The organism is Micromonospora sp. NPDC005252 (assembly GCF_042872475.1).
Lineage (GTDB): Bacteria > Actinomycetota > Actinomycetes > Mycobacteriales > Micromonosporaceae > Micromonospora.
The window spans coordinates 1,020,516-1,045,830 of record NZ_JBIAKN010000001.1 but is presented as its reverse complement, the minus strand read 5'-3'; the positions used below and the strand labels follow the sequence as shown (position 1 = coordinate 1,045,830).

16 protein-coding genes are annotated in these 25,315 nt (G+C 72.7%); 5 read left to right on the top strand and 11 right to left on the bottom strand.

Annotated elements, in window-relative coordinates; translation table 11 throughout:
• Positions 1 to 29 precede the first annotated feature (29 nt).
• The 3 genes from ACFYPH_RS05060 to ACFYPH_RS05050 all read right to left on the bottom strand — a co-directional run bounded on the left by ACFYPH_RS05060 (position 30) and on the right by ACFYPH_RS05050 (position 3,310).
• Positions 30 to 872 carry a carbohydrate ABC transporter permease gene (locus tag ACFYPH_RS05060; protein ID WP_354858738.1) on the bottom strand — a complete coding sequence of 281 codons (843 nt, stop codon included), beginning with the start codon at positions 870 to 872 and terminating at the stop codon, positions 30 to 32.
• A 62-nt stretch (positions 873 to 934) separates the two neighbouring features.
• Entirely contained in the window at positions 935 to 1,951 is a 1,017-nt protein-coding gene (locus ACFYPH_RS05055; protein ID WP_354858687.1) for a sugar ABC transporter permease, read from the bottom strand.
• Between the two features lie 78 nt (positions 1,952 to 2,029).
• The gene (locus tag ACFYPH_RS05050) at positions 2,030 to 3,310 is read right to left on the bottom strand and encodes an extracellular solute-binding protein (RefSeq protein WP_354858686.1); all 1,281 of its coding nucleotides are present in this window, start codon (positions 3,308 to 3,310) and stop codon (positions 2,030 to 2,032) included.
• Positions 3,311 to 3,711: 401 nt separating this feature from the next.
• On the opposite strand from ACFYPH_RS05050, the gene ACFYPH_RS05045 reads away from it, so the two are divergent.
• Entirely contained in the window at positions 3,712 to 4,731 is a 1,020-nt protein-coding gene (locus ACFYPH_RS05045; protein ID WP_354858684.1) for a LacI family DNA-binding transcriptional regulator, read from the top strand.
• A gap of 14 nt (positions 4,732 to 4,745) precedes the next feature.
• On the opposite strand, the gene ACFYPH_RS05040 is transcribed toward ACFYPH_RS05045, so the two are convergent.
• The gene (locus tag ACFYPH_RS05040; protein WP_387179077.1) at positions 4,746 to 7,175 is read right to left on the bottom strand and encodes an EAL domain-containing protein; all 2,430 of its coding nucleotides are present in this window, start codon (positions 7,173 to 7,175) and stop codon (positions 4,746 to 4,748) included.
• Between the two features lie 215 nt (positions 7,176 to 7,390).
• Here ACFYPH_RS05040 and ACFYPH_RS05035 point away from each other — a divergent pair, with 215 nt between their 5' ends.
• A complete protein-coding gene (locus ACFYPH_RS05035; RefSeq protein WP_354858679.1) occupies positions 7,391 to 7,783 on the top strand; it encodes a PH domain-containing protein in 393 nt (130 codons plus the stop codon).
• Positions 7,784 to 7,808: 25 nt separating this feature from the next.
• Here the strand turns inward: ACFYPH_RS05035 and ACFYPH_RS05030 are convergent, their stop codons facing one another.
• A complete protein-coding gene (locus tag ACFYPH_RS05030) occupies positions 7,809 to 8,735 on the bottom strand; it encodes a 2-hydroxyacid dehydrogenase (RefSeq protein ID WP_355133277.1) in 927 nt (308 codons plus the stop codon).
• Positions 8,736 to 8,921: 186 nt separating this feature from the next.
• Here ACFYPH_RS05030 and ACFYPH_RS05025 point away from each other — a divergent pair, with 186 nt between their 5' ends.
• From ACFYPH_RS05025 to ACFYPH_RS05015, 3 genes are all read left to right on the top strand, one after another.
• On the top strand, positions 8,922 to 10,739 hold the full coding sequence (locus ACFYPH_RS05025; RefSeq protein ID WP_355133275.1) for a SpoIIE family protein phosphatase: 1,818 nt from the start codon (positions 8,922 to 8,924) through the stop codon (positions 10,737 to 10,739).
• Between the two features lie 73 nt (positions 10,740 to 10,812).
• Complete coding sequence (locus tag ACFYPH_RS05020) at positions 10,813 to 11,985, top strand: PQQ-dependent sugar dehydrogenase (RefSeq protein ID WP_354861248.1); 1,173 nt, start codon at positions 10,813 to 10,815, stop codon at positions 11,983 to 11,985.
• A 61-nt stretch (positions 11,986 to 12,046) separates the two neighbouring features.
• The gene (locus ACFYPH_RS05015; protein ID WP_387179072.1) at positions 12,047 to 13,618 is read left to right on the top strand and encodes a metallophosphoesterase; all 1,572 of its coding nucleotides are present in this window, start codon (positions 12,047 to 12,049) and stop codon (positions 13,616 to 13,618) included.
• Positions 13,619 to 14,038: 420 nt separating this feature from the next.
• Here ACFYPH_RS05015 and ACFYPH_RS05010 read toward each other — a convergent pair whose 3' ends face one another.
• From ACFYPH_RS05010 to ligA, 6 genes are all read right to left on the bottom strand, one after another.
• Entirely contained in the window at positions 14,039 to 16,396 is a 2,358-nt protein-coding gene (locus tag ACFYPH_RS05010; RefSeq protein ID WP_387179069.1) for a pyruvate dehydrogenase, read from the bottom strand.
• Between the two features lie 105 nt (positions 16,397 to 16,501).
• Positions 16,502 to 18,001, bottom strand: a complete 1,500-nt coding sequence (gatB, locus tag ACFYPH_RS05005) for an Asp-tRNA(Asn)/Glu-tRNA(Gln) amidotransferase subunit GatB (RefSeq protein ID WP_354861243.1) — start codon at positions 17,999 to 18,001, stop codon at positions 16,502 to 16,504.
• 13 nt (positions 18,002 to 18,014) lie between these two features.
• Complete coding sequence (gene gatA, locus ACFYPH_RS05000; RefSeq protein WP_363939519.1) at positions 18,015 to 19,490, bottom strand: Asp-tRNA(Asn)/Glu-tRNA(Gln) amidotransferase subunit GatA; 1,476 nt, start codon at positions 19,488 to 19,490, stop codon at positions 18,015 to 18,017.
• A gap of 49 nt (positions 19,491 to 19,539) precedes the next feature.
• Positions 19,540 to 19,845 carry an Asp-tRNA(Asn)/Glu-tRNA(Gln) amidotransferase subunit GatC gene (gene gatC, locus ACFYPH_RS04995; RefSeq protein WP_354861239.1) on the bottom strand — a complete coding sequence of 102 codons (306 nt, stop codon included), beginning with the start codon at positions 19,843 to 19,845 and terminating at the stop codon, positions 19,540 to 19,542.
• 123 nt (positions 19,846 to 19,968) lie between these two features.
• The gene (locus tag ACFYPH_RS04990) at positions 19,969 to 22,527 is read right to left on the bottom strand and encodes a putative bifunctional diguanylate cyclase/phosphodiesterase (protein WP_387179065.1); all 2,559 of its coding nucleotides are present in this window, start codon (positions 22,525 to 22,527) and stop codon (positions 19,969 to 19,971) included.
• Positions 22,528 to 22,684: 157 nt separating this feature from the next.
• Complete coding sequence (gene ligA / locus ACFYPH_RS04985; protein WP_387179062.1) at positions 22,685 to 24,820, bottom strand: NAD-dependent DNA ligase LigA; 2,136 nt, start codon at positions 24,818 to 24,820, stop codon at positions 22,685 to 22,687.
• Between the last annotated feature and the right edge of the window lie 495 nt (positions 24,821 to 25,315).

Genomic DNA, 25,315 nt, shown 5'->3' with positions numbered 1-25,315 from the left:
GGTCCAGCCGTCGTGGAGTGCCTGTCGACTCAAGACTTCACCGCGCCTTCCATGATTCCGCGGACGATCTGTCGTCCACCGAGAAACAGCATGATCAGTAGGGGGATGGTCGCCACGAACGCCCCGGCGAGCACCCGACGGTAGATGACGTAGTTGCCGCTGGCCAGGTCGGAGATGGCCACCATCGAGGTCGGGAAGTCGGTGCCGCTCAGGGTGATCAGCGGCCACTGGAAGTCGTTCCAGGTTGCCACGAAGGTGAGCAGGCCGAGCACCGCGAGGGCCGGTCGGATCGCCGGCAGGACGATGGAGCGGTAGACCCGCATGGTGGTGGCCCCGTCCATCCGCGCCGACTCGATCAGCTCGTCGGGCACGGTGTTGAGGATGAACTGCCGCATGTAGAAGACGCCGAAGGCGGTGACCAGGCCCGGCGCGATCACGGCCAGCAGGGTGCCGTTCCAGCCCAGCTTGCCCATGACGATGTAGAGCGCGACGACGCCGAGCTGATTGGGCACGGTGAGGGTGAGCACCACGAACAGCATCAGCCACCGGCTGCCGGCGAAGCGCAGTTTGGCGAACGCGAACCCGGCGAGCGAGCAGAAGAACAGCATCGAGGCGGTCACCACGGTCGCGACGATGACGCTGTTGACCAGCGACGCGGCGAAGTACACGTCCTGCAGGGAGAAGACCTCGTCGAGGTTGACGAGGAAACGGTCACCGGGGATCACCGTCGGCGGGAGCTGCGCCAGCGCCTCGTCGTCGCTGGTGGCGATGACGAACATCCAGTACAGCGGGAACGCCGCGAACAGCATGGTGGTGGCGAGCAGCAGGTACGTGCCGAGGCCGGCCGGGGTCTCCTGCGGGGCGCGGCCCATCAGGGCGGCCCGTCGGCGGCTCTTCGCGGCCGTCGGGCGGGGCGGTGCGGTGTCGACGGCGCTCACCTGGATCGCCCTCCGGAGAGTCGGTTGGTCAGCAGGGTGTTGATCCCGGCCACGACCAGGATGATCAGGAAGAGTGCCCAACTCATCGCGGCCGCGTACCCGAGATTCAGGTCCTTCCAGCCGACCTTGTAGATCAGCTGGGCGATGGTCTGCCACTCGCCGTTCGGCCCGCCGGTGGCGGCCTGAGCCTGGAGGTCGAACAGCATGGGCTCGACGAAGAGCTGGAACCCGCCGATGGTGGACAGGATGACGGTGAACACGACGACCGGCTGGATCATCGGCACGGTGATCCGCCAGAGCTGCCGCCACGGGCCGGCGCCGTCGACCGCCGCGGCCTCGTAGACGTCCCGCGGGATGGACTGCATGGCGGCCAGGTAGAGCAGCGCGTTGTAGCCGATCCACTTCCAGTTGACCATCGTGGCGATGGCGATCCAGGAGTGCACCTTGTCGGCCCGCCAGTCGATCGGGTCGTCACCGCCGACACCGAACAGGCCGAGCGCCCAGTTGGCCATCCCGAAGTCGCGGGAAAAGAAGACGCTGAACACCATCGTCGAGGCGACGATCGGTGTGACGTACGGCAGCAGCACGCCCACCCGCCACCAGGTCTGCGCCCGCAGCCGCCGGTTGAGCAGGGACGCCACGATCAGCGCGAGCAGCAGCTGGGGCACCGAGGACAGCAGGAAGATGCCGAAGGTGTTGTAGAGGGCGTTCCAGAAGTCCTCGTCGCCGAGCAGCTGCTGGAAGTTGCCCAGCCCCGCCCAGCCGGTCGCGTCGGGGTCGTCCAGCCGGTAGTTCCGTAGGGCCACCACGCCGTTGAAGATCAGCGGGAACAGCCCGAACGCCAGGAAGAGCAGGAAGAAGGGCGCGATCAGCACGTACGGCATGTAGCGCGAGTCGAACCGGTGCAGCCGGTCGCGCCAGGCGAGTCGGGGGCGGGCCGGGCCGGTGTCGTGGCCGTGCCGCCCGGCGGCTGGTCGGGCCGACGGCTCGGGCGCGGCGCGGGTCGTGGACATCGGGGCACTCCAGGGCCGAAGAGACAGGGGTACGACTGCGCGGAGGCGGGCCGTGTCCGGCCCGCCTCCGCAGCGGGCTCAGGAGCTGCTGGCCTTCTCGGCCTCCTTGACCGCCTCCGCCCAGGCGGCGTCGGACCTGAGGGACTTGTTCTCCACCCGGCGGATCACGTTCTCCACCGCGACCCGGGTCGGGCCGTTCTTCCTGCCCAGGTACTGCGGGGTCAGGCCCTGCGCCATCTTCGGGAAGATCTGCCCGACCGGCGCGTTGGTGAAGAACGGGTTCTTGAACTCGGCGATGGCCGGGTCGCTGTAGAGGGCCGGCTGCGAGGGCAGGTTGCCGACCTTCTTGAAGATCTCGATCTGCTGCTCCGGCTGGACCAGCCACTCCACCAGCTTGTACGCCTCGTCGACGTGCTTGCCCTGCTTGGGGACGGTCAGGAACGAGCCGCCCCAGTTGCCGCCACCGCCGGGCACCGCGGCGATGTCCCACTTGCCCTGGGTGCCGGGGGCGGTGTCCTTGATGTGGCCGAGCATCCACGCGGGGCAGGCGAGGACGGCGAAGGCGCCGCTGGTGAAGCCCTTGTCCCAGTCGGCCTGGAAGCTGACCAGGTTGGCCGAGAGCCCGGCGTCGATGGCCTTGGTGGTGTAGTCGAACGCGACCTTCGGGCCCTGCTCCATCTGGAGCTGGTCCTGCTCGTTGTAGAAGCCGACGGGCTGCTGGCCGAGGATCGGGTTGAACAGGTTGGTGCCGGCGTCGATGAACTTCTTCCTGGTCTTTCCGGTGTACTGCTGGCCGACCTCGATGAACCTGTCCCAGGTGGGCCAGAGGGCGGATACCTGGTCGCGGTCGGTGGGCAGGCCGGCGGCCTTGAACAGGTCGGTGCGGTAGCACATGGCCAGGCCGCCGGTATCGGTGCCGAGGCCGATCTGGGTCTTGCCGTCGGCCGACAGCGACTGCTTCCACTTCCAGGGCAGGTACTTGCTCTCGTACGAACCGGCACCCTTGTCGAGCAGGTTGACGAACTTGTCCGACTGGCCGCGGAACTGGACCATGAAGCCCTCGTCGATGGCCGCGATGTCCGGTGCGCCGGAGCCGGCGACGAGCTTCTTCTGCAGGTCCTCGTGCTGGGCGTTGTACTCGCCGGAGTTGAGCTGGATCTTGACGTTGGGGTTGGCGGCCTCGTACTTCGTCTTGAGGTCCTGAAGGCCGAAGTCACCCCAGAAGTTGATTTTCAGGGTGACCTGCCCGTCGGCCGCGTCGGATTCCTGCCCGCTCCTGCCGCTGCACGCGGCGACCAGGGCGAGGCCGACGGCACCTGCGACGACCGTGCGGGCCCACCGGGTCCAGGACCGTTTCATGTCATCCCTCCGAAGGTATGGAAACGCTCCCGACATCGAGAGACGTTGACTGAACCGGATAAGTTCCGTCACCGTACGGTCCGGTTCCAGGAGTGTCAACGGGTGGTGAACCGCGACGAGCGTGGATGCGCAATGCGGCGTGTGGGAGCGCGATCATGCGTGGTGGAGCGCGTTCTCCCACAGTTTCCGGCGGGCTCGGGACAGCCCAGCGCCCTCCCACACGGGTACGCTGAACCGGGCAAGCTTTCGCCGGGCGCAGCCGTTTCGGGACGATGCGCGGTCGCCGTCGGTCGACGACGCCGGCTGCGCTAGGTTGAGGCCGCCAACGGAGGCCACGGGCCGGCCTCGGCCGTGGCAGTCAGCCGACCCCCGACCCGGGGCGAGAGTGGAGGAGCACGCCGGTGAAGCGGCCGACAATCGCCGACGTCGCCCGTCGCGCGGGCGTGTCCAAGGGTGCCGTGTCGTACGCGCTGAACGGGCAGCCCGGGGTGTCGGAGGCCACCCGGCAGCGCATCCTCGCCATCGCGACCGAGATCGGATTCAGCCCGAGCAGCGCCGCGCGGGCGCTCTCCGCCGCCACCGCCGGCGCCGTCGGTCTGGCCCTGTGCCGGCCGGCCCGGACGCTGGGCGTCGAGCCGTTCTTCATGGCGCTGATCAGTGGCGTGGAGGCCGAACTCTCGGCCCGCTCGTACGCGCTGACCCTGCAGGTGGTGGCCGACCACGACGCCGAGATCGCGGTGTACCGGCGTTGGTGGGGCGAGCGCCGGGTGGACGGGGTGCTCGTCTGCGACCTGCACACCGACGACCGCCGCATCGCCGCCCTGCAACAGCTCCAACTGCCGGCCGTGGTGATCGGCGGGCCGGGCGGCACCGGCGAGCTGGCCAGCCTCTGGTCCGATGACGCGGTCGCGCTGACCGAGGCGGTGGAGTATCTGGTGGCGCTCGGCCACCGCCGCATCGCCCGCGTCGGCGGCCTGCCCGACCTGCGACACACCGAGATCCGTACCGACGCCTTCGCGGCGGTGTGCCAGCGCCTCGGCCTGGCCGAGGCGGTCACCGTCTTCTCCGACTACAGCGGCGAGGAGGGTGGGCGGGTCACCCGCCGACTCCTCAGCTCCGCCGCGCGGCCCACGGCGGTCATCTACGACAACGACGTGATGGCCGTCGCCGGGCTCTCGGTCGCCCAGGAGATGGGCCTCACCGTGCCGGACGACCTGTCCATCGTGGCCTGGGACGACTCGCCACTGTGCCGGCTGGTGCACCCGCCCCTGACGGCGCTGGGCCGCGACATCCCCGCGTACGGCGCGCACGCCGCCCGCCACCTGCTCGCCGTCATCGGGGGGCAGCCGGCGACGCGCGTGCAGGACGAGAGCCCCCAGCTGACCCCGCGCGGCAGCACGGCGCCGCCACGCGGGAAGTGAACCGGTTCAGTGACTCAGCGGGAAGCCGAGGGGAACTCCTCGAAGTACGCCTCGACCCGTTCGGCGGTGGCCGGACGGGCCAGCGCGAAGCCCTGCCCGTAGCGGCAGCCGGCCCGACGCGCCCCCTCGACCTGGGTCGGTGACTCCAACTCCTCGGCGACGATCTCCACACCCAACCGCTCGCCCACGCTGACCACGACGTCGATCAGCGGCGGCTGCCCCGCCGGCTGCGCCCCCACCAGCTCGGGGCCCACCTTCAGCAGGTCGATCGGCAGGCGGCGCAGCTGCGCCAGGGACGCATGCTCGGCCCGGAAGTCGTCAAGCGCGGTGCGGACGCCCAGCGACCGGAGCCCCGCCAGCCGGGCCACCACCGTCGACAGGTCAGCGCCGATCCTCGGCTCGGCCACCTCCACCACCAGCCGCTCCGGCGACACCCCGTACGCGGCCAGCACCGCGGCGGTGCGCTGCACGAAGTCGGGGACGGTCAGCTCCCGGGTGGTCACGTTGACCGCCATCCACAGCTCACGGGGGCCCGCCGACCAGTCGGCCAACTGCCGGCAGGCCCGGTCCAGCACCCACCACTCGAACTCGCCGACCAGATCCAGATCCTCGGCGACCGGCAGCAACTCGGCCGGAAGCACAGTGCCCAGCACCGGGCTGCGCCAGCGCAGAAGCGCCTCGGCGCCCACCGGCTGCCGGTCGGTCAGGTCGAGCACCGGCTGATAGACCAGGTCCAGCTCGCCCCGCGCCACCGCGCCGGGCAGCTCACGTTCCAGGTCGAGCCGGCGCACCAACTGCTCCTCCAGGAACGCGTCGTACCACTCGACCCGGTCCCGGCCGAGCTGCACCGCCCGCCGCCGGGCCAGCTCGGCCTGACGGAGCACGTCGGCCGGTCCGGATCCACTCACCTCGGCCAGCCCGATGCTCGCCTGCACGCGCAGCACCGACCCGGCCGGTTGGTACGGCGGCGTGAGCGCGGTCAGCAGCCGGGTGCACAGCGCGTACGCCAGCACCGGCCCGGCGCCGGTGACCACCGCGAAGCCGGTGCCGGTGCAGCCGGTCACCAGGTCGTCGGGCCCGACGACCGCGCGGGCCCGCAGGACCGCCTCGGCCAGCACGTCCTCGCGCGCCACCGGGCCGAGCCCGTCCGCACCGTGCAGCTCCACCAGCAGCAGCGCACCGGCCGGCGCGGGCACGTCGCCGATGGCGGCGAGGGCGTCCAGCAGCGCCGCCCGCTCCCCGGCCGATCCGGACCGGTGGTCGAACGTCGACCAGGCGACACCCGCGTCGAGGCCGGTCGTCGCGGCGGCACCACCGTCGGGGGGCCAGGCTTCGTCGACGCCGGAGATGGCGGTCGCGCCCCCGTCGGACGGCCACGGCGCGGCGTCGGGGCACCTGTCGTGCGCGGGCGCACCCTCGGTCGTACCGGGAAAGGGCGGTTGCGCCGACCGGCGGCGCCGGACCGCGTGGTCGGCGCGTCGGCGGTGCGCGGCGTGTCGCTCCCCGGCGCCCGCGTCGCCGCCGCGCAGCAGCTCCCGCAGGACCAGTGGTGGCACCGCCGCCAGGGCGAGCAGCACACTCGTCCGGTCCGGAGTGCGGCCGGATACAACCTGCAGGCCCGCCGCCAGCAGCAGCACCGACGCCGGAAGCACCACCCGTGGCCAGGTCGCGGCGGGCGGGCCGGTCACCGGCTGCGCGCTGGCCGTCGCCACCGCGGACTTCGCGCCGAGTGCGGTCAGCAGCATCCCGAGCACCAGCGGCGGCACCGCCAGCAGCGCCGCCCGGCCCGTCGGGACGGGTGGCAGGACCGTCAGCAGCGCCAGCCCGACCAGGGTGAGCAGGACTCCGCCCCGGCAGACCGCGCCGCCCGAGCGCCGCCCGGACCCGGTGAACGCGCTGAGCGCGGCCATGCCCAGCCCTCCGAGCACCAGCGCCGCGACCAGCCGGGCCGGTGCCGGCAGGGTGTCGAAAGGGAGCAGCAACCAGCCGGCGAGGGTCAGAACGAGCGTCGGGCCGGTCGCCTCGACCAGCCCTCGCAGCCGCGCCGCCCCCGGCGGACGAGCCGGAAGCCGAAGCAGCCCGGCCACGGACAGGACCGCCACGGTCAGCGATCCGAGCAGCGCGGCAGCGCGGTGCCCGGCGTCGACCAGCGGCAGCGCGGCGGCGACGCACCCGGCCGCCACCACCGCCGCGTCGAGCAGTACGGCGGCCGCCCGCCACGGGGGGTCGGTGGACGGCGGCTCGCTGGATCGGTGGCTGGCGAGCCGGGAGAGTCGTACGCCGGCGAGGGTGGCGCCCGCGCCGCCGGACAACGCGATCACCACCGGGGTCGGGACCAGATCGGCGGCCCCGACGAGGACGAGCAGCGCCACGGCCGTGGACACGGCGACCTCCGGGGTCGCCCGGCGGGAGACGAGAACATGGAACGGGTACGCGAGGAGCACGGCGGTCGCCTTCGTGAGGGGGCACGGGGCGGTGCGGCGGTGCGGGGCGGCGGACGTTGCGGGTCCGCTGCCCAACAGTGGGGAACGACCGGCGACCAGATTGGTTACGCGTCGGTCACCGGCCTGAAGCAGTGACCCGTGTCACTGTACGGCGTCCGGGGCTCCGTGCGCCGCCCGCCGCGACCCGCGTCGACCAGGGGTGGGATCATCGCAGGGTGAGTACGCCCGACACGGTCCGCTTCCGGTACAACCAAGCCATCCTGGCCGCCGCCGTCATCGCCTTCATCGGCGCCCTGCCGCTGGCCAACGCCCGGGCGTACCTGCTGCCGGTGCTGCTCGTCCCGCTCGCCGTCGGGGTGTGGGCCTGGCGGGCCGGCACCGACGCCGACTCCCGGGAACTGCGCCTGCGGGCGCTGTTCGGGCAACGTCGGATCGACTGGGACCGGGTCGTCGAGCTGGCCACCGACGCGCGCGGGCGGGTCGTCGCCCGCCTCGACGACGGCCAGCAGGTCGGTCTGCCGGCGGTCCGCGGCACCGACCTGCCCCGACTGGTCTCGGCCACCGGCCAGACACTGCGGGACGAGGCCGCCGAAACACCCGGCCCGTGAGCCCGGGCCGGACCGCGCGGCCCGGTCAGTAGCCGTCGACCACCGTGTTGATCAGCGGCTGACCGGCGGCGAACCGCCGCACCTGGTCGCCGACCAGCCGGTACGCGCGCGGCAGCAGCCCTCGCACCGACCCGGCCACGTGCGGGGTGAGCAGCACGTTCGGCATCGTCCACAGCGGGGAGTCGGCGGGGAGCGGCTCCGGGTCGGTGACGTCCAGCGCGGCCGAGATCCGACCGGTGGCCAGTTCGGCGACGAGCGCCTCGGTACGAGCCACCGGACCGCGGGCCGCGTTGACGAGCAGCGCCCCGTCGGGCATCGCGGCCAGGAAGTCCTCGTCGATCAGGCCGCGGGTCTGGTCGGTGAGCGGCACCAGCACGACCACCACGTCGGCGTCGGGCAGCAGTCGGGGCAGCTCCGCGACGGCGTACACCCCCTGCTCGGGCCGGGCCGTCCGGGCGACCAGGGTGAAGCTCACCTCGAACGGCGCGAGCCGGTCGCGCACCGCGGTGCCGATCGAGCCGGCCCCGACGATCAGCACCCGCTTGCCGGTCAGCTCGTCGGTCGGCGCGTTGCCGTCGTACGCCCACCGCCGCTCGGCCTGCGCGCGGGCGAAGGCTCCGAAGGCCCGCAGCTGGGCGAGGATCGCGGTGACCACCCACTCGGCGGTGGACGGGTCGTGCACCCCCCTGGCGTCGCAGAGCGTGACCCCCTCCGGCATCCGGCCGACCCAGGCGTCCGCCCCGGCGGAGAGCAGCTGCACCGCCTCCAGATCGGGGAGCTGGTGCAGCAGCGCGGTCGCGTCCGACCCGCTCAGGAACGGCGGTACCCAGAAACGGACGTCGGCCGGGGCGGACGGCAACCGGTCGGCGGTTTCGGCGACCTCCACCGTCACGTCCGGGGGCAGCTCGCCGACGAGGTTCAGGCCGGCCGGATGCGGGATCCATACCTTCACGTCCGCCGACGATAGCCTCCGGCGCGACGGCCGGTGCGGGCACGGCGGCGATCCGGCGTCACGGGGGATGGCGCGCGGCGGCGGGGCGGGCGAGACTCGGCACACCGATGTTCGGTCCCGGCCATGACGAGGTATAACCAAGGGTCGGAGGGCCGGTCGGCCCCCGCCCCGGCAGACAGGTGCTCGATGACCGACGGCTCCCCCGCCAGCCCGCGACGTTCGACCGCCCCACCCCCGGCGCTCGGCGACGCGGCGCGGCTGCGTGCGCTGGCCGACACGGGCCTGGACGCCGTACCGGACGAGGCGTTCGACCGGTTCGCCCGGCTGGTCAGTGACCTGCTGGAGGTTCCGGTCGCGCTGGTCTCCCTGGTCTCCGCCGACCGGCAGTTCTTCCCGGGCGCGGTGGGTCTGCCGGAGCCGTGGTCGCAGCGGCGGCAGACCCCGTTGAGCCACTCGTTCTGCCAGCACGTGGTGGACATCGAGGTGCCGATGGTGTTGCCGGACGCCCGGCTCTACCCCCGCGTACGCGACAACCTGGCCATCGACGACCTCGGCGTCGTCGCGTACGCCGGGATGCCGTTGACCGACCTCTCCGGCCGGGTGCTCGGCTCGCTGTGCGCCATCGACAACAAGCCCCGGGCGTGGACCGCCGGGCAGCTGCGGACGCTTGCCGACCTCGCCGCCGCCTGCTCGTCGGAGCTGCGACTGCGGATCGCGCTGGACGGCGCGCAGGAGGCGCGGCGGCGGGTCGTCCGGGCGCATGAGCGGCTGGAGCTGCTGGCCGGGGTGAGCGAGACGCTCGCCGGCACGCTGGACGTGGGCACCTCGCTGCGCCGGCTCGCCGCCACCATGGTGCCGCTGCTCGCCGACTGGTGCCTGCTCACGCTGGTCGGGCCATCCGGACAGCCCCGGGAGGTGGTCGCGGTGCACCGCGACCCGGCCCGGACGCCGGACGTCGACCGTTTCGCCGAGCTGCTGCGGACGGGGCTGAGCCAGGAGTCCATCATCCGGGCGGTGCTGCGCACCGGCCAACCGCGGCTCGGCGGCGTGGCGTCGCTGACCGACGTGGCCCGGGGCACCACCGATCCGGAGATGTCGGCGATCGCCGAGCGGCTGGGCATCGCCTCCTACCTCAGCGTGCCGGTGCGGGCCGTCGGGGGCACCGTGCTGGGCGCGATCACCCTGGTCAACGCCCCCGACCGTCAGCAGTTCGACGACCGCGACCTGCTCACCGCCGTGGACATCGGCCGCCGGGCCGGGCAGTCCGTCGGCAACAGCTCGATGTACGGGGAGCAGCGGCACGTCGCCGAGGTGCTGCAACACAGCATGCTGCCGCGGCTGCCGCTCGTGACGGAGCTGGAGCTGACGGCCCGCTACCAGCCGGCGGCCGACCGGGTGGAGGTGGGCGGCGACTGGTACGACGCCTTCGTGCAACCCGATGGTGACCTGATCGCGGCTATCGGGGACGTGGCCGGGCACGACATCGAGGCGGCGGCGACCATGGGCCAGCTACGCAACCTGGTGCGTGGCAACGCGTTCGGCCGGCCGGACGCGGTCGGAGCGCTGATGAGCCACCTGGACAGCGCCATCCGTGGCCTGCGGCTGCCCATCGCGGCCACCGCGACGCTGGTGCGCATCTGTGGCCGGCGCTCCGGCGTCCGCGAGGTGACCTGGTGCAACGCCGGGCACCCGCCGGCCCTGGTGGTGCGGGCCGGCGGTGCGGTGGAGGTCCTCGAAGCGACACCGGAGCCCTTGCTCGGCCTGGCCCGGCCCACGCCGCGGACCAGCCACTCGACCAGCCTGGCCACCGGCGACACGCTGCTGCTCTACACCGACGGGCTGATCGAGCGTCGGGACCGGTCCATCGACGACGGGCTCGCCGAGCTGGTGCACCGGTTGACCGGCACCGACAACGTCCCCCTCGACGACCTGTGTGACCTGCTGCTCGCCTCGATCCAGCACCGCGAGGACGACACGGCGCTGCTGGCCGTCCGGGCCCGCTGAGCGGTTGCGGCACGAGCCGAGGCCCACGTGTCGCGGGCCCGGCCGGGCAGTCCGGCGGGCTACCCTGGGCCGGGTGAGAGCCCGTCTCCCGTACCCTCGCGTCCGCCGCCTCCGGGTGGTCCTCGCGGCGTCCTGCGCGACGCTGCTGCTCGCCACGGGTTGCAGCTTCGGCGAGCCGGAGCCCGACCCGGCCGGTGAGCCGCCCAACCTGCCGACCCCGTCGGCGCCGGCGAGCCCTGGCGGCGCGGGCCAGCAGGCGGTGGCAACCGTCCTGGCCAAGGGGCTGCGGGTGCCGTGGGCCATCGCGTTCCTGCCCGACGGCGGCGCGCTGGTCACCGAACGGGACAGCGGCCGGATTCTCCAGGTCGGCCCGGACTCCGGCCCGGACGGGCTGCGGGTCCGGGTCGTGCAGACGATCAGCGACGTGGCGGCGGCGGGCGAGGGTGGCCTGCTCGGCATCGCCGTCTCCCCCGGCTACGCCCGGGACCGGACGGTCTTCGTCTACTACACGGCCGAGCAGGACAACCGGGTCGCCCGCCTGCAACTCGGCGGGCAACCCAGCCCGATCCTCACCGGCATCCCGAAGGCGAACGTGCACAACGGTGGCGGGTTGGGCTTCGGCCCGGACGGCCAGCTCTACGTCAGCACGGGCGACGCGGGCGAGCGCCCGAACGCGCAGGACACGAAGAGCCTCGGCGGCAAGATCCTGCGGATCACCGCCGATGGCAAGCCCGCGCCGGGCAATCCGTACCCCGGTTCCCCGGTCTGGTCGCTGGGTCACCGCAACGTGCAGGGTTTCGCCTGGGACGACGCCAAGCGGATGTACGCCGTCGAGTTCGGCCAGAACACCTGGGACGAGATCAACCAGATCACCAAGGGCGGCAACTACGGCTGGCCGGAGGTCGAGGGGCGGGCCGGCGACAAGCGGTTCACCGACCCGATCACGCAGTGGGCGACGTCCGACGCGTCCTGCTCCGGGCTGGCCGCGACGGACCGGCTGCTGGTCACCGGCTGCCTGCGCGGCAAGCGGCTCTGGGTGATGGAGTTGACCGACACCGGCACGCTGCTCGGGCAGCCCAGCGATCTGCTCACCAACCGGTACGGCCGGCTGCGCGCGGTGGCCGCCGCGCCGGACGGTTCGCTCTGGGTGAGCACCTCCAACCACGACGGGCGGGGTGATCCGGCGGCCGACGACGACCGCCTCCTGCGGGTGGTCTTCGCCGGCGGCGACGGCGGTCGCAGCTGACCTGCGTCACCTTCCGCGCAGGTTTGCCAAGATCTTTGGGCGGGCAGGTCAGAATCTCAGCATGGACGGGCAACGCGACGAGCAGCACGACGACGCCGAGGACCGGGGCGACCCGGTGACCGGCGGCGAGCCGTCGCGGCCGTCGCGCCGGCGGATCGGCCGGCCCGGTGGACCGGTGCGGCGCACGGGCGTGATCCTCGCCGTGCTCATGGTGGCCCTGGCCGGGGCGGTGCTCGGGGTGCTGGCCGGTGGTCGGGTGGACACCGACATCGGGCCGTTCCGGGCCAACCTCACCCTCTCCCCGGCCCGCGAGGGCGGGACGACCATCGACGTGCCACCGCTCGGCGCCCTGCTGCTCGACAGCCACAGCGGGCCGACCCACCTCACCGTGCGGCTGGGCGCGCTGGACCAGGGGCGCACCGAGGCGCTGCTCGACGACCCGGCGAGCATCAACCGAGCCAGCCAGAGCGCAGTGGAGGACGTCCGCTCCGGGGTGATGCGGCTGGGCCTGCGGACCCTCGCGTCGGCGGTGCTGGTCACCCTCATCCTGGCCGGGTTGATCTTCCGCGATGTGCGGCGTACCGCCTGGGCGGGCGGGTTGGCGCTGCTGGTCACCGCCGGCAGCCTCGGCACCGCCGCGGCGACCCTGCGCCCCCAGGCGATCGAGGAGCCGCGCTACGAGGGCCTGCTGGTCAACGCCCCCGCCATCGTCGGCGACGCCCGCCGCATCGCCAACGACTACACCAAGTACGCCGAGCAGCTGCAACGCATCGTCGGCAACGTCAGCCAGCTCTACACGACGGTGTCGGCGCTGCCGGTGTTGGAGCCGGCGCCCGGCACCACCCGGGTCCTGCACGTCTCCGACATGCACCTCAACCCGACCGGCTGGCAGCTGATCCGCACGGTGGTCGAGCAGTTCGGCATCGACGTGGTCATCGACACCGGGGACATCACCGACTGGGGCAGCGAGCCGGAGGCGTCCTTCGTCGGCTCGATCAGCCTGCTCAAGAAGCCGTACGTGTTCATCCGCGGCAACCACGACTCGGGCAAGACCGCCGCGGCGGTGGCCCGCCAGCCGAACGCGATCGTGCTGAACAACTCGACCACCACGGTCGCCGGGCTGACCATCGCCGGCATCGGCGACCCGCGCTTCACCCCGGACAAGAACACCTCACCGGCCGGCAGCGGGCTGACCCAGGAGGTGGCCAACCAGGTGATCGGGGTCGGTACGCAGCTCGCCGCGACGGTGCGCAGCTCGCCCCGGCCGGTCAACATCGCGCTGGTGCACGACCCGGCGTCGGCCGGGCCGCTCGCCGGCACCTGCCCGCTGGTGCTGGCCGGGCACACCCACGCCCGGCAGGTCTCCAAGCTGCCGCAGGCACCCGGTCAGCAGCCCACCGCCCTGTTCGTGGAGGGCTCGACCGGCGGGGCCGGGCTGCGCGGCCTGGAGGGTGAGAAGCCGACCCCGCTGTCGATGACAGTGCTCTACTTCGACCAGCAGAAGATGCTCCAGGCGTACGACGACATCACCGTCGGCGGCACGGGCCAGGCCCAGGTCAACCTGGAACGCCACATCGTGCAGAACCCCAGCGCCGGCGCGCCCGCCTCGGTCACCCCCACCCCGACCCGCTGAGCGCGAGCTGCCCCCTGCCCACCCGCCGACTCGGCGGTGCCCACCCGCCTGTGGAGCCCGAGCCGGAGCCCGGCCCGAGCCGAGCCCTCCGAGCCGGAGCCGGAGCCGAGCCCTACGGTGCCTGCGCAGCCTTTGCTCTGCTTCAACGGACGCAACAGTTACGTCGGGTCACTCCGCTCAGCTGCGCGCACCCGAATTTCTGCAGCTCAGCAAGGTGTTGCGCATATTGAAGCAGAGCAAAGGGCGAAGAGAACCCCATCGACAGGCGGACGCTCCTCACTCTCAGTGGCGGCGGCAGTGAGACACGAAGGCTGGCGCACGCGATCCGGCGCACGCAGGCAAGCGAGCGGAGCGCACCCCTCGAGGGCAAGGTCAGCGAAGGGCGAGGTCAGCGGAGGGCAAGGTCAGCGGAGGGCAAGGTCAGCGGAGGGCGAGCGCGGCCAGGGCGGCGTTGACGATGCTGCCGGGCATCAGGTCGTGCAGGTCGTACAGGTCGGCCACGCTGCCGGACTGGCCGAACTCGTCCACCCCGAGCGGCACCGCCGGGGCACCGAGCGCCGACCCGAGCCAGGCCATCGCGTGCGACGCCGCGTCGTGCACGGTCACCACCGGCACCCGATCGGCGAACGCGGACCGCAGGGCACCCGGCACGCTGGGCACGGTCGCGGTCCGTACGCCCTGACGCAGGGTGCGCTGCCACGCCCGGTAGAGCCGGTCCAGCGAGGTCACGTCCACCACGTGCGCGGCGACGCCCTCCTCGGCCAGCTCCGCCGCGGCGGCCAGCACCTCCGGCAGCACCGCGCCGGACGCGGCGAGCTGCACGACCGGGGCGTCGACCAGATGCGGGTACGCCTGGTGCGCGTCGACGAGCCGGTACGCCCCGGCGACCACCTGCCGGCGCAGCACCGCGTCGCCGAGCCGGGCCCGGGCCGCCTCGAACGGCGCCTGGTCCAGCGGTCGGGTGCTCAGCCGGAAGTAGTACGCGCCGTCCTCGGTCGGCGCTGCCGTCGCGGCCGGGGTCGCCCCGCCCGCGATCTGCCCGAGGGCGTCGCAGAGCAGCCAGTCGAGGCTCCCCGCGTACGCCGGTTCGAGGAACGTCACCCCGGGCAGCTCCAGGCCGACCGACGCGGTGATCGTGGACTGGTGGGCGCCGCCCTCGGGGGCCAGGGTGATGCCCGACGGGGTGCCGGCCACCACGAACCGCGAACCGGAGTACGTGCCGTACAGGAACGCGTCGAGGCCGCGCAGCACGAACGGGTCGTAGACGGTGCCCACCGGCAGCAGCGGCTGCCCGGACAGGTCCCAGGACAGGCCGAGCTGGCCCAGCAGCAGGAACAGGTTCATCTCCGAGATGCCCAGTTCGATGTGCTGCCCGCCGGGGCTCTCGGTCCAGCGCAGCATCCGGTCCTCGGTCCAGGAACGCTGCTCGGTGGGGGCGAACACCCCGGTCTTGTTGATGAACCCGGCCAGGTTGGTAGAGGTGGCCACGTCCGGGGCGGTGGTCACCAGGTAACGGCCCACCTCCCGGTCCCGCGCCAGATCCACCAGCACCCGACCGAAGACCTCCTGCGTGGAGATCGGCTTGTTGGCGCGTACTCCCGTGCTCTCCGGAACGGTGACCCCCAGCGCGCGCTCGCGCGGCGCGCGGGACAGCGCCTCCCGGCGGGCGCCGGCCCGGATCCCGGCTGGTGACGCCGGGTCGAGACGGTCCCACTCGGTCTCGGAGGTCAAGCCCTGCGCGGCCCGCAGCGTGTCGACCTGCTCGGTGCTGAGCAGCGCCGAGTGGTTGCGCGGATTGCCGGCGATGGGCAACCCCCAACCCTTCACGGTGTACGCGAAGACGACGCTGGGCCGGTCGGTGACCGCGTCGCACTGGGCGTACGCGTCGAGCATCGCGGACAGGTCGTGCCCACCCAGGTCGGTGACGAGCGGACGCAGCTCCTCGTCATCGATGCCCTCCACGAACGCGCCCACCTCGGCCGGCGCACCGTCCAGGAACTGCTTGCGCAGGGCCGGGCCGGCCAACCCGAACAGCGACTGGTACTGCTCGTTGGGCATCGCGTCGATCCAGTCGCGCAGCGCCTCGCCACCCGGCCGGGCGTACGCCTCGGCGAGCCGGCGGCCGTACTTGACCTCCACGACGTGCCAGCCGGCCGCCTCGAACTGACCGCGCCACTGCTTGATCCGGATGCCGGGCACCACCCGGTCCAGCGACTGCCGGTTGAAGTCGACAAGCCACATCACGTTGCCGAGCCCGGTGGTGGCCGGGTCGGCGACGGCCTCCCAGATGTTGCCCTCGTCCAGCTCGGCGTCACCGATCAGCGCCACGAACCGGGAGCGCGGCCGGGCGCCGAAGTGCGCGTCGATGTAGCGGCGGGTGGCGGCGGCGAACAGCGGCGCCGCCGCGCCCAGACCGACCGAGCCGGTGGAGAAGTCCACCTCGTCGGGGTCCTTGGTGCGCGACGGGTACGACTGGAGGCCGCCCCGGGCCCGCAACCGGGGCAGGTACGAGCGGTCCAGGTTGCCCAGCAGGTATTGGATGGCGTGGAACACCGGCGAGGCGTGCGGCTTGACGGCGACGCGGTCCTCGGCGTCCAGGTGCGCGAACCACAGCGCGGTCATCGCCGTGACGAGGGACGCGCTGGACGCCTGGTGGCCGCCGACCTTCACCCCGTCGCCGGTGGCCCGGTCGTGGTTGGCGGCGTCCACGATCCGGGTGGCGAGCCAGAGCACCCGCCGCTGGATCTCGTCGAGGACATCGAGGTCGTGCTGGTTCACGGTGGCTCCATCCGGGCGTCGCCGTTGACGCCCTCGCGAGGGGATGCGGTGTGCACGGCGAACACCGCTGGCGCAGCACGCGCCAGCGGTGTTCGATCGGGCGGATCAGCCCTGGACGCCGAGGCGCTCCAGGATCAGCTCACGGACGGTCTTCGCGTCGGCCTGACCACGGGTGGTCTTCATGACCGCGCCGACGAGGGCGCCGGCCGCCGCGACCTTGCCGCTACGGATCTTGTCGGCGATGCCGGGGTTGGCGGCGATCGCCTCGTCCACGGCGGCGGTGAGCGCGCCGGTGTCCGACACGACCTCCAGGCCACGGCTGGTCATGATCTCGGTGGGCGAGCCCTCACCGTCGACCACGCCCTCCAGCACCGTACGGGCCATCTTGTCGTTGAGCTTGCCCGCGTCGACCAGGCCCTGCAGCTCGGCGACCTGGGCGGGGGTGGCGCCGATGTCGGCCAGCTCCACGCCGCTCTCGTTGGCCCGTCGGGACAGCTCGCCGAGCCACCACTTGCGGGCCGCCGCCGGGGTGGTGCCGGCGGCCACGGTGGCCTCGATCAGCTCGACCGCGCCGGCGTTGAGCACCGACTGCATGTCCAGGTCGGACAGGCCCCACTGCTGCTGAAGCCGACGCCGGTGCACCCGGGGCAGCTCCGGCAGGGCGGCCTTCAGCTCGGCGACCCAGGCCGGGTCCGGTGCGATCGGCACCAGGTCCGGCTCTGGGAAGTACCGGTAGTCGGTGGCCGTCTCCTTCGAGCGCCCCGGGGTGGTGTCGCCGGTGTCCTCGTGGAAGTGCCGGGTCTCCTGGGTGATCCGGCCGCCCGCGTCCAGCACCGACGCCTGCCGCAGCATCTCCGAGCGGACCGCCCGCTCCACCGAGCGCAGCGAGTTGACGTTCTTGGTCTCGGTGCGGGTGCCCCACTCCTGACCCGGCAGGTTGAGCGAGGTGTTCACGTCACAGCGCAGCGAACCCTCCTCCATCCGCACGTCCGAGACCCCGAGCGTGCGGATCACGTCCCGCAGCTCGGTGACGTACGCCTTGGCCACCTCGGGGGCGAGCGCGCCGGTGCCCGGGATCGGCTTGGTGACGATCTCGACGAGCGGAATGCCGGCCCGGTTGTAGTCGACAAGCGACTCGGTCGCACCGTGGATGCGGCCGGTCGCGCCACCGACGTGCAGCGTCTTGCCGGTGTCCTCCTCCAGGTGCACCCGCTCGATCTCGATGCGCACCGTCTCGCCGCCCACCTCGACGTCCAGGTAGCCGTCGACGCAGATCGGCTCGTCGTACTGGCTGATCTGGAAGTTCTTCGGCATGTCCGGGTAGAAGTAGTTCTTCCGGGCGAACCGGCACCACTGCGCGATGGAGCAGTTCAACGCCAGGCCGATCCGGATGATCGCCTCGATGGCCGCCTTGTTGGCCACCGGCAGCGAGCCGGGCAGCCCCAGGCACACCGGGCAGACCCGGGTGTTCGGCTCGCCGCCGAAGTCCGTCGGGCAGCCGCAGAACATCTTGGTGTTCGTGCCCAGCTCGACGTGGGTCTCCAGGCCGATCACCGGTTCGTAGCGTGCGACGACCTCGTCGTACGCGGGAAGCGTCGTCGTCATCTGGGCTCCTGCCTCACAGTGCCGGTGGGGTGAACGTGCCGACCGCGGACTCCAGCGCGGCGGCGACCCGGTACATCCGGTCGTCGGCCATCGTCGGGGCCATCACCTGCAGGCCGACGGGCAGCCCCTCGGAGAGGCCGCAGGGCACCGAGATGCCCGGCCCGCCGTACAGGTTGGTCGGGATGGTGAACAGGTCGGCCAGGTACATCTGGTACGGGTCGGCGGTGCGGGCGCCGATCGGGAAGGCCGTGAACGGGGTGGTCGGCGAGATCAGCGCGTCGACCCGATCGAACGCGGCAGTGAAGTCGCGCGTGATCAGCGTCCGGACCTTCTGCGCCTGCCCGTAGTACGCGTCGTAGTAACCCGACGACAACGCGTACGTGCCGACCATGATGCGGCGCTTGACCTCGGGGCCGAAGCCGGCCTCACGGGTCAGCGACATGACCTCCTCCAGCGAGCGGTTTCCGTCGTCGCCGACCCGCAGGCCGAACCGGACGCCGTCGAACCGGGCCAGGTTGGAGGAGCACTCGCTCGGGGCGATCAGGTAGTACGCCGGCAGCGCGTAGGCGAACGTCGGGCAGGAGATCTCCACGACCTCCGCGCCCATCTTGGTCAGGGCGTCCACCGACTCGCGGAACGCGGCCATCACGCCCGGCTCGGCGCCCTCGCCGACGAATTCGCTGACGATGCCGAGCCGCACGCCGGTCAGGTCGCCGGTCGCGCCGAGCTTCGCCGCCGCCACCACGTCCGGCACCGGCTGCGGGATCGAGGTGGAGTCACGCGGGTCGTGCCCGGCGATCACCTGGTGCAGCAGGGCCGCGTCGAGCACCGTACGGGCGCACGGGCCGGGCGTGTCCAGCGACGACGAGAAGGCGACCAGCCCGTAGCGGGAGGTGCCGCCGTAGGTGGGCTTCGCGCCCACGGTGCCGGTGACCGCGCCGGGCTGGCGGATCGAGCCGCCGGTGTCCGAGCCGATCGCCAGCGGCGCCTCGTACGCGGCCAGCGCGGCGGCGCTGCCACCGCCCGAGCCGCCCGGGATCCGGCTCAGGTCCCACGGGTTGTGCGTCGGGCCGTACGCCGAATATTCCGTGGAGGAGCCCATGGCGAACTCGTCCATGTTCGTCTTGCCGAGCATCACCGTGCCGGCCTCGCGCAACCGCTGCACGATCGTCGCGTCGTACGGCGGGCGCCAGCCCTCCAGGATCTTCGAGCCGACGGTGGTCGGCACGCCACGGGTGGCGAGCACGTCCTTCACCGCGACCGGCACCCCCGCGAGGGGGCCCAACTCCTCGCCGGCGGCCCGGCGCTCGTCCACCGCGCGGGCCGCGGCGAGCGCGCCGTCGGTGTCGACGTGCAGGAAGGCGTGCACCTGCTCGTCGACCGCGGCGATCCGGTCCAGGTGTGCCCGGGTCACCTCGACGGCGGAGGTCTCGCCGCCGGCGACCAGCGCGGCGATCTCCGTCGCGGTCATTCTGGTCAGATCGCTCATGCCGTCACTCCGCTCCGCTTCGCGACGCCAGTCGCCCGTGCACGTCCGCTCATGAGGCCACGTCCTCGGTCAGGATCCGCGGTACGCGGAACCGCTGGTCCTCGGCGTCCGGCGCGCCCGACAGCGCCTCCTGCGGGGTCAGGCACGGCGTGACGACGTCCTCGCGGAAGATGTTGGTCAGCGGCACCGAGTGCGAGGTCGGCGGGATGTCCGCGGCGGTGACCTCGCCGACCTGGGCGACCGCCTGGAGGATCACGTCGAGCTGGCCGGCGAAGGTGTCCAGCTCCTCCTCGGTGACGGCGAGCCGCGACAGGCGCGCCAGGTGCGCGACCTCCTCGCGGGAGATGGCGGCCATCCGTGCCCCCTTCTGATGTCCTGCTGGTCGGGCGGTGTGCCGGCCGCGCGACGCGTGCGGCGTGACGCGCGGTGACCGGAGCGAGTCTATTGTTCCGCCCCCTCCGCCGGCTGCTCGGGTGGGTCAGCGGGTCGACCGGCGGCCGACCTCCGGCTCCGGGCCACCCGTCGGGCGGACCGGCCGGTAGCGGGCCAGCCAGGTGACCAGCTCCTCGGCGGGCATCGGACGGGCGTAGAACCAGCCCTGGGCGGCGTCGCAGCCGGCCGCGTACAACATCCGCCAGGTCCGCTCGTCCTCCACGCCCTCGGCGACCACCCGCAGCCCCAGCGCGCCCGCCAACTCGATCATCGACCGGACGATCGCCGCGTCGTCGGCGTCCTCGGCCATGCCGAGCACGAACGACCGGTCCACCTTCACCTCGGACAGCGGAAGCCGGCGCAGATGTTGCAGGGACGAGTAGCCGGTGCCGAAGTCGTCCAGCGCGATGGCCACCCCGATGCGGTGCAGCCGGGAGATGGTGGCCAACACCCGGCGCGGGTCGGCCATCAGGGCGCCCTCGGTGATCTCCAGTTGCAGCCGCTCGGCCGGCACCCCGTAGCGGGCCAGCCGGTCGGCGATCTGGTCGGCGATCTCGCCGGTGTGCAGATCGCGCACGCTGACGTTCAGCGCCGCACGCAGCCCGATGCCGGCCGCCGACCACTTGGCGAGCTGCTCCACCACGTCGTCCACCACTCGCCTGGTGAGCAGCCGCATCACCGCGCTCTGCTCGGCGACCCGGATCAACTCCTCCGGGTCGACCATGCCCCGGCGCGGGTGCCGCCAGCGCAGCAGGGCCTCGACGCCGACGACCTCGCCGGTCGCGATGGCGATCTGCGGTTGGTAATACATGGTGATCTCACCGGCGTCGTCGGCCGGCTCGCCGCCGTCGCGTACCCACCCGGTCGACTCGATCGCCTGGGCCTCGGGAACCGACCCGCCGTCGCGCCCCGGACGGTCCCTGCCCGGCGGCGACACCGCACCGCCATTCGGCGACCGCCGCCCGTGGCCGCCGGCATGCCGGTCCCGCAACGGGCCGGAACGGGTGCCGGGGATCGTCGCGCGGCTGTTGCGGCCCCGGATCGGGTCGGCGCCGGTGGCGATCCGGTTGATCAGCTCATCGGCGTCCACCAGCTCGGTGCCGGCCCGCCGCCGGCGGCCCCACCACCGCCCGGCCGCCGACGACGCCGGCGCGATCACCGGCGCACCGCCCGGATGCGGCGTGGCCGTGGCCGCCGCCGGAGTGGGCAGCGCCGCACCGTCACCGCCGCGCACCTCGGCCTCCACAGCGAGGGGTACGTCCGCCGTCCGCTCGGACTCACCCGGCTCGGCGGCCGACGGGCCGGATTCCAGCACCCGGCGGAGGTCGGCGAGGAGACCGAGACGCTCGGCCGAGTTGTGGTCCGACTCCGGGGCGTACACGGCGACCGTGTCGTTGCGGTGCTTGGCGTCGTACATCGCCACGTCGGCGTGCCGCATCAGGGTGGCGAAGTCCTCGCCGTGCTCCGGAAAGAGGGCGATCCCGATGGAGCCGCCGACGTCCAACGGCAGCCCGTCCAACGGCACCGGCTCGGCCAACACCCCGACCACCCGGTCGGCCAGCTCACGCGCCTGGCTGACGTCGGTCAGCCCGGTCATCACGATGGCGAACTCGTCCCCACCCAGCCGGGCGATCATCTGCGGCCGAGGCTCCACGTCGGTGAGCCGTGCGCTGACCTCGACCAGCAGCCGGTCGCCCACCGCGTGCCCGAGCGCGTCGTTGACGTTCTTGAAGCGGTCCAGGTCGATGAGCAGCAGCGCCAGGTGCCCGCCGGGCTCGTCGCGGGCGGTCCGCTCGGCGTGCAGGTGCACCTGCTCCGCCACCTCGGCCAGCAGCGCCTTGCGGTTGGGCAACCCGGTCAGCGGGTCGGCGGCGGCGAGGTGCTGCTGCTCGACGGTCAGCCGGGCCATCCGGTAGACGGCGAAGAGCGGTACCAGCACCAGCGGGATCAGCGCCGCGCTGAGACGGGCGGCGGCGACCAGCACCGGAGCGAGCAGCAGCAGCGAGCCGGTGGAGAGCAGTTCGAAACCGACGCCCTGGCGGACGGTGGGCCACCAGCGGCCGCCGAAGCGCAGCCGCACCGCCCAGCTCACCAGGCCGTAGTTCACGACGAACCAGGCCAGCGTCGCCCCGCCGACCGCGGCCACGTCGGTGGCGTGCAGGCGACCGCCGTCGAAGACGGCGCCCGGCCCGAGTTGGATGACGCCGTACGCGGCGGCGAGGGCGCAGGCGTACTGGCCGACGTTGAACGCGGTCCGCCAGGCGGCGTGGCGCATCCGCCAACCCGAGACGATCACCCCGACGGCCTGCACCGCCACCGCCGGGCCGAGCCCCCAACCGAGCAGGATCGCGAAGGTGAAACAGGTGGACGGGAAGACCGCCGAGGTCTGCCGTCGCCCCGGCGGGACGAACGGGCGCGCGTCGCAGACCACCGCGAGGGCGGCCATCGTCCAGAACGCCACCGGCAGGCGGGGCAGCTCGTCGGGGAGCGTCGTGAGTGGACCCGTGGCGGTCAGCGCCGCGACCACCAGGATGCCGACGACGAAGGCGGTGAACGGCGTCACCCGCCCAGGTGGGACGGAGTTGCGCGGGTCGGCGACCTCCATCACACCTCCCGAGGAACGGTCGACGTGCCGATGAGCACGCTGTGACCCAATGAAACGCCCTCAGCCCCGGGTTTCCCGGTATGACAGTCACGAATCGGTCGTAGTCGTAATTAAGTTGGTATACGCGACGGGCCGCCACGTCGGCACGCCGCTGCGGTCAGCCCTCCACCCGGGCGACGTCCCGTGCGGCGTCCGGACCCGCCTCCAACAGCACCCGGAACCCGTCCTCGTCGAGCACCGGCACCTTGAGGGTGGCCGCCTTGTCGGCCTTGGAGCCCGGGTTGTCCCCCACGACGACGAAGCTCGTCTTCTTGGAGACCGACCCGCTGACCTTGCCGCCCCTGGTCTGCACGGCCTCGGCGGCCTGGTCCCGCGAGAAGCCGGCGAGGGTGCCGGTCACCACGACGGTCAACCCCTCCAGCGGGCGCGGGCCCTCGTCGACGGCCTCCTCGGCCATCCGTACGCCCGCCTCGGCCCACTTGCGGACCACCTCGCGGTGCCAGTCCACGGCGAACCACTCCCGGATGCTGGCCGCGATGGTCGGCCCGACCCCGTCGACCGAGGACAGCTCCTCCTCGCTGGCGGCGTCGATGGCCTCCATCGAGCGGAAGTGCCGGGCCAGCGCCTGGGCGGCGGTGGGGCCGACGTGCCGGATGGAGAGCGCCACCAGCACCCGCCACAGGTCACGTTCCCGGGCGACGGCCAGATTGTCGAGCAGCTTGACCGCGTTGCTGCCGAGGCTGCCGTCCTTGTTGACGAAGAACGGTGACCGGGACAGCTGGTCGGCGTCGAGCTGGAAGAGGTCACCCTCGTCGGCGATGATCTCCGCGTCCAGCAGTGCCGCCGCGCCCTTGTAGCCCAGCACCTCGATGTCGAACGCGCCACGACCGGCGAGGTGGAACACCCGCTCGCGGAGCTGGGCCGGGCAACTGCGGGTGTTGGGGCACCGGATGTCGACGTCGCCCTCCTTGGACGGCGCGAGCGGGGTGCCGCAGGCCGGGCAGGTGGTCGGCATGACGAACGGGCGGGCGTCAGCGGGCCGCAGGTCGACCACCGGGCCGAGCACCTCGGGAATCACGTCGCCGGCCTTGCGCACCACCACCGTGTCGCCGATCAGCACACCCTTGCGCTCGACCTCGCGGGCGTTGTGCAGGGTGGCGAGCGCGACGGTGGAGCCGGCCACCCGCACCGGTTCGAGGACGGCGAACGGGGTGACCCGACCCGTGCGCCCCACGTTGACGTCGATGTCGAGCAGCTTGGTGGTGACCTCCTCCGGCGGGTACTTGAAGGCGATCGCCCAGCGTGGGGCACGGCTGGTCGAGCCCAGGCGACCCTGGATGGAGACCGGGTCGACCTTGACCACCACACCGTCGATCTCATGCTCGACGTCGTGCCGGTGCTCGGCGTAGTAGGCGATGTACTCCGCCACGCCGGACAGATCCGGGACGACCCGCCACCGGTCGCTCGTCGGCAGCCCCCACGCCTTCAGCGCGGAGTACGACTCCGACTGCGCGGTGGGCTGGAACCCGCGGCGGGCGCCGATGCCGTGCACGACGAGACGCAGCGGTCGGGAGGCGGTGACCCGAGGGTCCTTCTGCCGCAGGCTGCCGGCGGCGGCGTTGCGCGGGTTGGCGAACGGCGCCCGCCCCTGCTCGACCAGGCTCGCGTTGAGGTCGGCGAACGCGGCCACCGGGAAGTAGATCTCGCCCCGGACCTCCAGCAGCTCGGGCACCGTCGGGAACTCGGCGGACGGCGCGAGCTGGCTGGGCACGTCCCGAATGCTGCGCACGTTGGCGGTGACGTCCTCGCCGGTGCGGCCGTCACCACGGGTGGCCGCCCGGACCAGCCGGCCGGCCTCGTAGGTCAGGTTGATCGCCAGACCGTCGACCTTCAACTCGCAGAGGTAGGGCACCGGCCCGCCCGCGTCCCGCTCGACCCGCTCGGCCCAGGCCGCCAACTCCTCGTCGGCGAAGGCGTTGTCGAGCGAGAGCATCCGCTCGGCGTGCGTGACCGGGGTGAAGTCGGTGGAGAACGTGCCACCCACCCGCTGGGTCGGCGAATCCGGCGTCCGCAGCGCCGGGAACTCGTCCTCCAACGCCTCCAGCTCGCGCAACTGCTTGTCGAACTCGGCGTCGGTGATGATCGGCGAGTCGAGCACGTAGTAGCGGTATTGATGCTCGGTCAGCTCACGGCTGAGGGTGGCGTGCCGCTCCCGCGCCTGCGGCGTCGGCTCCGCGCCAGCCGCCGCCTCCTGAGCCGGGCTGACCTGTTGACCGATCTGCTCCTCGGACACCCCGCCACCTTCGGACACGCCTGCGACCTCCCTGATCACGCTACTAAGGCACGGTATCGGTCCGGGGTGACAATCCGATGCCCACCTGCGCCACCGGTGACGCCCCACGCAGCCCGTTCCCGTGCCGCGCGTCGCCCCGGACGGCGATGAGGCGACGATCGACGCCGCTGAACGCCGATGACGTGGCAACCAACGCCGGACTCGCCGACCCCGCGGTCGGTGGCACCGAGGAGAGGCTGCCGACCCGGGGCACAAAGGCCGCCGAACCGGACATATCGGCGTCACCCGGGAGCACGCCGGGACTCGCGGGCCGTTGATCGACTCCAGGTCGCCGACACGGGGGTGTCCGCGCACCCGGATGCCCCCACACCGGCGATCTGGAGTGGATCACCGAGCAGGGGCCCGGTCGTCGGCCCAACTCACGGGAGCGCCCACGCCGTACCGGCCGCCGACCGGTCGACGCAGCCGCGCGGGGAGCGGCCGTGCGGCTGCGGG